The organism is Pseudomonas sp. PS01303, assembly GCF_029959385.1.
Classification (GTDB): domain Bacteria; phylum Pseudomonadota; class Gammaproteobacteria; order Pseudomonadales; family Pseudomonadaceae; genus Aquipseudomonas; species Aquipseudomonas rustica.
In genome coordinates this window covers 136,038-145,559 of sequence record NZ_JASCPK010000004.1, presented here as the reverse complement: position 1 = coordinate 145,559, position 9,522 = coordinate 136,038, and the positions used below count along the sequence as shown (strand labels likewise).

The window sequence follows — 9,522 nt, the reverse complement described above, 5'->3', positions numbered from 1 at the left end:
AGCCTGCTCGCGAATGCGGTGCATCAGTCGACATCATCTTTATATGACACACCGCTTTCGCGAGCAGGCTCGCTCCCACAGTTGTTTTGTGGTGATACAAGGAATTTTTGGCAACAAAAAGGCCCCCATTTCGGGAGCCTTGTTGTTCAACGGTTCGGCTTACATGTTCGGATAAGTCGGGCCGCCAGCGCCTTCCGGCGTGACCCAAGTGATGTTCTGCGAAGGATCCTTGATGTCACAGGTCTTGCAGTGCACGCAGTTCTGGGCGTTGATCTGGAAGCGCTTCTCGCCGTCTTCCTTGGTGATCACTTCATATACGCCGGCCGGGCAGTAGCGTTGCGCCGGTTCGTCGTACAGTGGCAGGTTTTTGCTGATCGGGATGCTCGGGTCTTTCAACTTCAAGTGGCAAGGCTGTTCTTCTTCGTGGTTGGTACCAGAGATGAACACCGAGCTGAGTTTGTCGAAGCTGAGTTTGCCGTCCGGCTTCGGATAGTCGATCTTCTTGCAGTCCGCCGCGAGCTTTAGGCAAGCGTAATCCGGCTTGGTGTCGTGCAGGGTGAACGGCAGTTTGCCGCCGAAGATGTTCTGATCGAGCCAGTTGAAACCGCCGCCAACGATGGCGCCGAACTTGTGAATCGCCGGGCCGAAGTTGCGGCTGGCGAACAGTTCGTCGTAGAGCCAGCTCTTCTTGAACGCGTCCACATAAGTGGTCAATTCTTGAGTGCCGTCCTTCTCAGCGAACAACGCGTCAGCTACCGATTCAGCGGCGAGCATGCCCGACTTCATCGCGGTGTGGCTGCCTTTGATCTTGGCGAAGTTCAGGGTGCCGAGGTCGCAACCGATCAGCGCGCCGCCCTTGAAGACCATTTTCGGCAGCGAGTTCAGGCCACCTTTGCAGATCGCGCGGGCGCCGTAGCTGATGCGCTTGCCGCCTTCCAGGTACTGCGCCAGCACCGGGTGATGCTTGAGGCGCTGGAACTCGTCGAACGGCGACAGGTACGTGTTGCTGTAGGAAAGATCGACGATCAGACCGACCACCACCTGATTGTTTTCCAGGTGATAGAGGAACGAGCCGCCGGTGTTCTCGGTGCCCATGATGTCCAGCGGCCAACCGGCGGTGTGCACAACCAGACCTGGCTGGTGTTTGGCCGGGTCGATTTCCCAGATTTCTTTCAGGCCGATGCCGTAATGCTGAGCGTCGGCATCGCTGTCGAGGTTGTAGCGCTTGATCAGTTGCTTGCCGATGTGACCACGGCAGCCTTCGGCGAACAGCGTGTATTTGCCACGCAGTTCCATGCCCGGGGTGTACAGGCCTTCCTTCGGATTGCCTTCGCGGTCGACGCCGAGATCACCGGTGATGATCCCGCGCACCACGCCTTGCTCATCGATCAGCGCTTCCTGAGCGGCGAAGCCCGGGTAGATTTCTACGCCGAGGTTTTCGGCTTGCTGGGCCAGCCAGCGGCACAGGTTGCCGAGGGAGATGATGTAGTTGCCTTCGTTGTGCATGGTCTTGGGCACAAAGAGGTCTGGAATTTTTTGTGCGCTTTCGGCGTTTTTCAGCACGAAAATATCGTCGCGGGTGACGGGCGTGTTCAGCGGGGCGCCGAGTTCCTTCCAGTCCGGGAACAGTTCGTTCAGAGCGCGTGGTTCGAACACGGCGCCGGACAGGATGTGTGCGCCGACTTCGGAGCCTTTTTCGACCACGCAGACGCTGATTTCCTTACCGGCTTCGGCGGCCTTCTGCTTCAAACGGCAGGCGGCGGACAAGCCAGCGGGGCCGGCACCGACGATGACCACGTCGAATTCCATGTATTCGCGTTCCACAGGCTATCTCCTACTCAAGGCTCACAGTTTTTTTTCTAATTTGGAGGTTCGATCTCGCATCCGAATTGCCTTTACGTTAACGTCAAAGGGAATATCGGGAAACCCACCTTTCTCTCTAGGCGGCGCATTATATCTACACCACTCTCAGCGTCCAATACAAACGTTTGTTTGAATTGGCTCCAGCCCAGAGAAATCAAAGAAGCGCGGCTTATGAATGGTCATTTTGCTGTATTGACCGGAATAGGCGTTCCGGTCAAGATACGGGCGGTTTTGCGCTCGTCGTAGGCAGACTGGCGGTTTCAAGAGCACCTCTAAAGACAGGGCGTAGGCAGAAAGGGTGATGCGCAGCGCAGGTCTGGCGCGCAGTTTACACACCGCGAAGTTGAATGACTGAATGGTCACCACTGACGAACGGTCACGCACTTCGCAACGTGAAATCATCCCGAGTACAAGCCGGCGTTTTTAGAGGTGCCCTTGTAGCCCGATGAGCATCAACCGCCAGGTTCGCCTAGGCGACTTTCTTTTCACCGGAGAGTAACGAGGAATCCATGAAGGTTCTTGTAGCTGTCAAACGCGTTGTGGATTACAACGTCAAGGTTCGCGTCAAGGCGGACAATTCCGGCGTAGACCTCGCCAACGTCAAGATGTCGATGAACCCGTTCTGCGAAATCGCAGTGGAAGAAGCCGTACGCCTGAAAGAGAAAGGTGTTGCGACTGAAATCGTCGTCGTCTCCATCGGCCCGACCACCGCTCAGGAGCAGCTGCGTACCGCACTGGCTCTGGGTGCCGACCGTGCCATCCTCGTCGAATCCGCCGAAGATCTGACCTCGCTCGCCGTGGCCAAGCTGCTCAAGGCTGTGGTCGACAAGGAACAGCCTCAACTGGTGATCCTGGGCAAACAGGCCATCGACAGCGACAACAACCAGACCGGCCAGATGCTCGCTGCATTGAGCGGCTACGGTCAGGGCACGTTCGCCTCGAAAGTCGAAGTCTCTGGCGACAGCGTTGCCGTGACTCGCGAAATCGACGGCGGCGCGCAGACGGTTTCCCTGAAACTGCCGGCGATCGTCACCACCGACCTGCGTTTGAACGAGCCGCGTTATGCGTCCCTGCCAAACATCATGAAAGCCAAGAAGAAGCCTCTCGAAGTGCTGACTCCGGACGCTTTGGGCGTTTCCACCGCCTCCACCAACAAGACCCTGAAAGTCGAAGCGCCGGCTGCACGCAGCGCAGGCATCAAGGTCAAGTCGGTGGCTGAACTGGTCGAGAAACTGAAAAACGAAGCGAAGGTAATCTAATCATGACTATCTTGGTAATCGCTGAACACGACAACAAAGTGCTGGCCCCGGCCACACTGAACACCGTGGCTGCTGCTGCCAAAATCGGCGGCGACATCCACGTTCTGGTTGCAGGCCAAGGCGCTGGCGCCGTGGCTGAAGCCGCAGCGAAAATCGCTGGCGTGAGCAAAGTCCTGAACGCTGACAACGCGGCTTACGCGCATCAGCTGCCGGAAAACGTTGCTCCGCTGGTCGCTGAGCTGGGCGCTGGTTACAGCCACATCCTGGCTGCCGCCACCTCCAACGGCAAAAACATCCTGCCGCGCGTTGCTGCGCAGCTGGACGTTGACCAGATCTCCGAGATCATCTCGGTAGAAAGCGCTGACACCTTCAAGCGTCCGATCTACGCCGGTAACGCTATCGCTACCGTGCAATCGACCGCTGCGATCAAAGTGATCACCGTGCGTGCCACCGGTTTTGACCCGGTTGCTGCTGAAGGTGGTTCGGCGGCTGTTGAAGCCGTCGGCGCTGCACACGACGCGGGCACTTCGAGCTTCGTTGGCGAAGAACTGGCCAAGTCCGATCGTCCAGAACTGACCGCTGCCAAGATCGTCGTTTCCGGCGGCCGCGGCATGCAGAACGGCGACAACTTCAAACACCTGTACGCCCTGGCCGACAAGCTGGGCGCTGCGGTGGGTGCTTCGCGCGCCGCCGTCGACGCAGGTTTCGTACCGAACGACATGCAGGTCGGTCAGACCGGCAAAATCGTTGCGCCACAGCTGTACATCGCCGTCGGTATCTCCGGCGCGATCCAGCATTTGGCCGGCATGAAAGACTCCAAAGTGATCGTTGCGATCAACAAGGACGAAGAAGCGCCGATCTTCCAGGTGGCCGATTACGGTCTCGTGGCGGATCTGTTCGAAGCAGTACCTGAGCTGGAGAAGCTGGTTTAAACCGGCGGCTTCACTTATAAAGAGCCCGACCTGTTGGTCGGGCTTTTTTTTGTCTTGGATTTGAGTGGGAGCGTTTCGCCATGGATCTGCGCTGCGGATGGTTGTTGGGTTTGGCCCTGTTGCCCGGTTTGGCGATGGCCGCTGGCAAGTGCGAGCGCCTCGTCGTCACCGGCAGCCCGGACGCGCCGCCGTACCTGTGGCAGGATCCGCAAAATCCCAAGCAACTGATCGGCGCCAGTGCCGACCTGCTTCAACAAGTGGCCAAGGATCTCGGCATCAAAGTCGAGTTGCTCTACGCCGGTAAACGCTCGCAAGCCCTCGACGAAGTGCGCAGCGGACGCATGGACATGCTCGCCGACGCGCCGCTGACCTTCAATGAGCTGGAAAACCTCGACTACATCTATCCGCCGCTGCTGGAAAACGACTACCTGGTGTGGACGCGCAAAGGCTCGACACTGGTCTATAGCGAAGCCAAAGACCTGCAGGGTCACGCGGGTGCGCTGTCGGAAAAGTCTCGAATGACGCAAGGATTCAGTACTTTCGCCGAGCAGAATCTGACCCTGACCAAGACAGCCAACCTCACCCAGGCCCTGCAGAAATTGCTCCTCGGTGAAGTGGAATATGTACTCGCCGGCCGCTACTCGGGCATGGCCGCCGCGCAGGCATTGGGCATGGCCAATGATCTGCTGGCGTTCGAGCAACCCATCGACCGCCCGGGCCTGTTCCTCGCGGTTTCCCACAACTCGGCCTGCAACGATCCGTGGTTGCGCGGACAGCTAGCCAAAAAGATGACAGAATTGCCCGCGTCCGGACTGACGGAAGCCGTGCTGCAACGCAATATCGAGCGCTGGAAGGCGCAGCAGCAACAGCCGCAACAACCTGTCAGTGCCCCAAAACAGTAGGGATTCTTAGTGAGTATTCGACCTCTTTTCGCGGCGATGGCCGTTCTGGCTCTGGCCGGTTGCGCCAGCGATCCGGCACCCAACGAACAAATGCGCCTCACCGAGCAGGCCATCACCCAGGCCAAGGCTGTCGGTGCCACCGCTGATGATGTGCCGGAAATGAAACTGGCCGAAACCAAATACGATCGCGCCAAGGGCAACATGGCCGACGAGTCCTACCGCAATGCGCGGATGCGTGCCGAACAGGCCGAACTGGATGCGCGTCTGGCCGAAGCCAAGGTGCTGACGCAAAAAAGTGAAGAACAGGTGAATGTGCTCAACACCCGCATCGTCCGTCTGCGCAAGCAACTGGGGGATGCCCAATGAGCCTCAAGTCGAAAGTCCTTGGCGGTCTGATTCTCGCCGGTTGTGCCAGCCTTTTCGGTTGCGCCGGCCAACACAGCGAATCCGCGCTGCAAGAAGCGGGTGCTGACTTTCAGAAAGTCAAAGAAGACTCGAACGTGCTGCGCATTGCGCCGAAAGACGTGATCCGCGCCGGGGAATCCCTGGCCCGCGCCGATCGCCTGTCGACCTATTGGGGCAGCGGTTCGGACGTGGTGCATTACGCCTACCTGAGCCAGCGCTACAGCGAAATCGCCCGCGAGCACACCAATCAGGTGCTCAACGAAGAACGCATCGCCAAGCTCGAACTCGAACGTCAGCGCCTGCAACTGGCCCTGCGCGAATCGAAACTGCTCAGCGTGCAGCAGCAAGGCAAATGGCTCGAAGAGCAGATCGTCGCATTGGCCACTACGCAGACCGACCGTGGTCTGGTGATGACCCTCGGCGACGTGCTGTTCGACACTGGCGAAGCGGAGCTGAAAAACTCGGCCAACCGTGTCGTACTGAAAATCGTCCAGTTCCTGCAACTGAACCCGAAACGCGTAGTGCGCATCGAGGGTTACACCGACAGCACTGGCGGCAAGCAGGAAAACCTCAAGCTGTCCCGCGACCGCGCGCAAGCGGTGGCCGACGTGCTGATGGATCTTGGTATCGAGGACAAACGCATTCAGGTCGAAGGCTACGGCGACGAATACCCGGTGGACGTCAACGCTTCCGAGCGTGGGCGAGCTCAGAACCGTCGCGTGGAAATTGTCTTCTCCGACGAAAAAGGCCAGCTCGGCGCCGCCCGCTAAGGGTTGCGTCTCTGGAAAGCCCGGCCTGTCATGCAGCGCCGGGCTTTTTTACGTCTGTCGATTGGCTCGCAAATCGGTACAGTCGGGGGCAGACACTGCACTGTATGGTCGAGTATTGTGGCAACTGTCCCAGTACACTTCTAAACTGTTCCGGTATTGTTTCACACAAGAATAAAATGCCCGTGAAATCGAGTGCTGCGTCATGACCAATCTCTTGCTCTACCAACGTATTGCTCAGCAATTGGCTGAAGATATCCGCCGTGGTGTCTATCAACCGGGGGAGCGCGTGCCTTCGGTGCGCAAGATGAGTTCGCAGCTCAACGTCAGCCATGCCACGGTGTTGCAGGCGTACGCCAATCTCGAAGATCAGGGGCTGATTCGCGCCCGTCCGCAGTCCGGCTATTACGTACACCAGACCCCCGCACTGACCGCGCCAACGCCGGACATTGCACGGGTTGAGCGTCCCGGTCTGGTGACGCGCAGCAGCATCATTCAACAGGTTTTGGTCGAGTCGCGCCGCGAAGGTGTGTTCCCGTTGGGTGCCGCCGTGCCGAGCGTCGATTATTTGCCGGTGCGCGCGCTGCATCAGCAACTGGCGAAAGTCACCCGATTCCACAGCCCGCGCGCTTTCAGTTACATGTTCAGCCCCGGTTTCGAACCGTTGCGCCGGCAGGTGGCGATTCGCATGCGCGACGCCGGTGTCGTCGTCGATCCGTCAGAAGTGGTGATCACCCACGGTTGTGTCGATGCCTTGCAGATGTCGCTGCGCGTGCTGACCCGCCCGGGTGATCTGATCGCCGCTGAGTCGCCGACTTATTACGGCTTGCTGCAACTGGCTGATCTGCTTGGCTTGAAAGTCATCGAAATCCCGAGTGATCCCGCCACCGGCATGAGCCTCGAAGCTCTGCAACTGGCGGCCAACCAATGGTCGATCAAAGCGCTGGTGCTGACCACGCGCTTGAGCAATCCGTTGGGTGGCACCATGCCCGAAGAGCGCCAGAAACAGTTGCTGCGACTGGCCTCGGATTTCGATATCCAGATCGTCGAAGATGACATCTATGGCGAATTGATGTTCGAGCAGGGCAAGACCAAAGCGCTCAAGGCTTACGATCGACTGGATCGGGTCATTTACTGCTCGAGTTTTTCCAAGACCTTGTCGCCCGGCGTGCGCATCGGCTGGATGATTCCCGGTAAGTATCAGCAGGAAATCCAGCGGCTGCAGACCTTCAGCACCCATTCAGCCTGCAGCGTCACGCAGATGGCGATTGCTGCGTATCTGGAAAACGGTGGCTATGACCGGCATTTGCGCTACATCCGTCAGGAGTACCGCAAGAATCTCAGCGCTTTCCAGTTGGCGGTGCAGCAGTATTTCCCAGAGGGCACGCAAATGACCCGGCCCACCGGCGGTTTCATTCTGTGGGTGAGCTTGCCGGGGAGGGTGAATACGCAGGATTTGCACGTGCGGGCCTTGCAGCAGGGCATCAGTATCGCGCCGGGGCTGATCTTCAGTAATACCGAGCAGTTCAACCACTGTATCCGCCTGAATTGCGGCATCCCGTGGAACCGCGAGGCGGAGCGGGCGTTGATGACTCTGGGCTTGCTGGCAACGCAACTGTGTCAGGAAACGGCGGGCGGTTTCTGAACGAACGGCGCGTCATGCTTGTCATGTGACGTGCAACAGGCCAGCATATGGCCCTCTGCCGTTAATGTCGTTGGAGTTCATGAAAGCGATTTTTCCTGCCGCCTGGGTTGTGCTTTGCCTGCTGATGATCGGCCATGTGCCCGATGTCATGGCGTCTGGCCCGGAAAAACCGGCAGCGACCACGCCGGCGAAAAAAGCGCCGGCAGTGAAGAAGGCCGCAGCTGCGAAACCAGCCCAGCAGAAAATCGTGAAGAAACGCCCACCGGTGGCTTCCAAATCGAAGTCCGCCCGTGAAGTGGCGAAAACCCCGCTGCCGTCGACCAAACTCGATCTGAGCCTGCCCAAAGACATGGTTCAAGAGTTGAAGCCTAAGGGCACCGTCGAGATGCCCAAGCGCGAGCCGATCCTGCCGCAGATGTTCGGCGAGAAAAACACCGGGTTCCAGCTCAATGGCCGTCTGCTCAGCAACGAAATGCAGTTGCAGCTGCGCAACGAAGAGCGTCGGGAAGTGGAAGGCGCGGCGCTCGATTTCGAATTCAAGCAATAAACAGCACGTTGCTGTGACCCGCAGACCAGACGCTTTGTCGGAGACTGGTCAGTCACATTCAGTAATCGCTAAAAACCCCGGTTCAGGCAATTTAAAACAGCCGTTTTAGCGGTTACTCTGTTCCGCGTCCCTTTTACACATCGCCCGTCGCGAGGAATTGTTCGTCATGAAATGCCGTGAAGGCTGTGGCGCTTGCTGCATCGCCCCCTCCATCAGTTCGCCGATTCCCGGCATGCCTGATGGCAAACCTGCCGGCGAACGTTGCGTGCAACTCTCGGTCGAAAACCTGTGCAATATTTTCGGCCGCCCCGAGCGCCCGGCAGTCTGTTCCGGCTTCTCTGCAGACATCGAAGTCTGCGGCAGCAGCTCGGAAGAAGCGATCAGGCTGATCGGCTGGTGGGAACAAATGACGGCGGCGTGATGTGTCAAACGAACGGAACTTCAACAATAAGGAATAAGACTATGGGTTCGCTGCATCGTATCGCTGTGTTGTGTGGTTTGACCGCTGTGCTGGCCACCTCGGTTGCCCAGGCGGAAGACTGGAAAGTCGCCAAGAACGAAGACGGCATCAAAGTCTCCCTGAGCGAAGTGCCGGGTTCGGACTACAAGTCCTATCAGGGCGTCGCGCTGATGAAGACCACCGTCGCCAAACTGCGCGCGCTGCAGGAAGACGTCTCCGGTGCCTGCGCCTGGATTCACGAGTGCAAGACCCAGAAATTGCTCAAACACGAAGGCGATCAGAGCTGGACTTACACCCAGTTCAACACGCCTTGGCCAGTCACCCCGCGTGACTCGGTGCTGAAAGTCACCACCGTTGAAGGCGCCGACGGCAGCCTGACCCGTAACCTGGAAGGTCTGCCGAAGTACATTCCGGAAGAAAAAGGCTTCGTTCGTGTTGAACAGGTCAAAGGCTTCTGGAAGTTCGTACCAAAAGGTGATCAGGTTGAAGTGACCTACCAGGTGCACACCGAGCCAGGCGGCAGCGTGCCGGCGATGGTTGCCAACAAGTTCGTGGTCGATGCACCGTTCAACACCCTCAAAGCTCTGAAAGAACGCGCCGAGAAGTAATCAGCCCGCTCTACATAAAACGCCCCGACCGATTCGGGGCGTTTTGTTTTGTAGCTATATTGTGTTTCCAGATATGCGTTGCACGAAATTTTCACAAAGTGTTCCAGACAATTCGCCCGCGCTGTTTGCACGTT

The 9,522-nt window shown here is 58.2% G+C and carries 10 protein-coding genes; 9 read left to right on the top strand and 1 reads right to left on the bottom strand.

The window, feature by feature from the left end:
• Positions 1-159: 159 nt before the first annotated feature.
• Positions 160-1,824, bottom strand: a complete 1,665-nt coding sequence (locus QMX93_RS03615; RefSeq protein WP_282352762.1) for an electron transfer flavoprotein-ubiquinone oxidoreductase — start codon at positions 1,822-1,824, stop codon at positions 160-162.
• Positions 1,825-2,372: 548 nt separating this feature from the next.
• On the opposite strand from QMX93_RS03615, the gene QMX93_RS03610 reads away from it, so the two are divergent.
• The 9 genes from QMX93_RS03610 (at position 2,373) to QMX93_RS03570 (ending at position 9,388) form a co-directional block, all read left to right on the top strand.
• Positions 2,373-3,122, top strand: coding sequence for an electron transfer flavoprotein subunit beta/FixA family protein (locus QMX93_RS03610; RefSeq protein ID WP_007908338.1), 750 nt, complete (start codon positions 2,373-2,375; stop codon positions 3,120-3,122).
• A gap of 2 nt (positions 3,123-3,124) precedes the next feature.
• On the top strand, positions 3,125-4,054 hold the full coding sequence (locus QMX93_RS03605; protein WP_007908340.1) for an FAD-binding protein: 930 nt from the start codon (positions 3,125-3,127) through the stop codon (positions 4,052-4,054).
• Between the two features lie 80 nt (positions 4,055-4,134).
• Positions 4,135-4,956, top strand: coding sequence for a transporter substrate-binding domain-containing protein (locus QMX93_RS03600; RefSeq protein WP_282352757.1), 822 nt, complete (start codon positions 4,135-4,137; stop codon positions 4,954-4,956).
• 9 nt (positions 4,957-4,965) lie between these two features.
• Positions 4,966-5,322, top strand: a complete 357-nt coding sequence (locus QMX93_RS03595; RefSeq protein WP_172680141.1) for a DUF4398 domain-containing protein — start codon at positions 4,966-4,968, stop codon at positions 5,320-5,322.
• Positions 5,319-6,131 carry an OmpA family protein gene (locus QMX93_RS03590; RefSeq protein WP_122592114.1) on the top strand — a complete coding sequence of 271 codons (813 nt, stop codon included), beginning with the start codon at positions 5,319-5,321 and terminating at the stop codon, positions 6,129-6,131. The genes QMX93_RS03595 and QMX93_RS03590 overlap by 4 nt, the downstream gene beginning before the upstream one ends.
• Before the next feature lie 202 nt (positions 6,132-6,333).
• The gene (locus tag QMX93_RS03585) at positions 6,334-7,773 is read left to right on the top strand and encodes a PLP-dependent aminotransferase family protein (RefSeq protein ID WP_053122520.1); all 1,440 of its coding nucleotides are present in this window, start codon (positions 6,334-6,336) and stop codon (positions 7,771-7,773) included.
• A 79-nt stretch (positions 7,774-7,852) separates the two neighbouring features.
• A complete protein-coding gene (locus tag QMX93_RS03580) occupies positions 7,853-8,320 on the top strand; it encodes a hypothetical protein (RefSeq protein ID WP_053122518.1) in 468 nt (155 codons plus the stop codon).
• Positions 8,321-8,486: 166 nt separating this feature from the next.
• On the top strand, positions 8,487-8,741 hold the full coding sequence (locus QMX93_RS03575) for a YkgJ family cysteine cluster protein (protein ID WP_053122516.1): 255 nt from the start codon (positions 8,487-8,489) through the stop codon (positions 8,739-8,741).
• A 41-nt stretch (positions 8,742-8,782) separates the two neighbouring features.
• Positions 8,783-9,388 carry an START domain-containing protein gene (locus tag QMX93_RS03570; RefSeq protein ID WP_053122514.1) on the top strand — a complete coding sequence of 202 codons (606 nt, stop codon included), beginning with the start codon at positions 8,783-8,785 and terminating at the stop codon, positions 9,386-9,388.
• The last annotated feature ends 134 nt before the right edge of the window (positions 9,389-9,522 follow it).

What these genes read in the sequence shown, in the direction of transcription:
- QMX93_RS03610 (WP_007908338.1), top strand. Translation starts at nt 2,373, where the DNA reads ATGAAGGTTCTTGTAGCTGTCAAACGCGTTGTGGATTACAACGTCAAG.
- QMX93_RS03605 (WP_007908340.1), top strand. Translation starts at nt 3,125, where the DNA reads ATGACTATCTTGGTAATCGCTGAACACGACAACAAAGTGCTGGCCCCG.
- QMX93_RS03600 (WP_282352757.1), top strand. Translation starts at nt 4,135, where the DNA reads ATGGATCTGCGCTGCGGATGGTTGTTGGGTTTGGCCCTGTTGCCCGGT.
- QMX93_RS03590 (WP_122592114.1), top strand. Translation starts at nt 5,319, where the DNA reads ATGAGCCTCAAGTCGAAAGTCCTTGGCGGTCTGATTCTCGCCGGTTGT.
- QMX93_RS03585 (WP_053122520.1), top strand. Translation starts at nt 6,334, where the DNA reads ATGACCAATCTCTTGCTCTACCAACGTATTGCTCAGCAATTGGCTGAA.
- QMX93_RS03580 (WP_053122518.1), top strand. Translation starts at nt 7,853, where the DNA reads ATGAAAGCGATTTTTCCTGCCGCCTGGGTTGTGCTTTGCCTGCTGATG.
- QMX93_RS03575 (WP_053122516.1), top strand. Translation starts at nt 8,487, where the DNA reads ATGAAATGCCGTGAAGGCTGTGGCGCTTGCTGCATCGCCCCCTCCATC.
- QMX93_RS03570 (WP_053122514.1), top strand. Translation starts at nt 8,783, where the DNA reads ATGGGTTCGCTGCATCGTATCGCTGTGTTGTGTGGTTTGACCGCTGTG.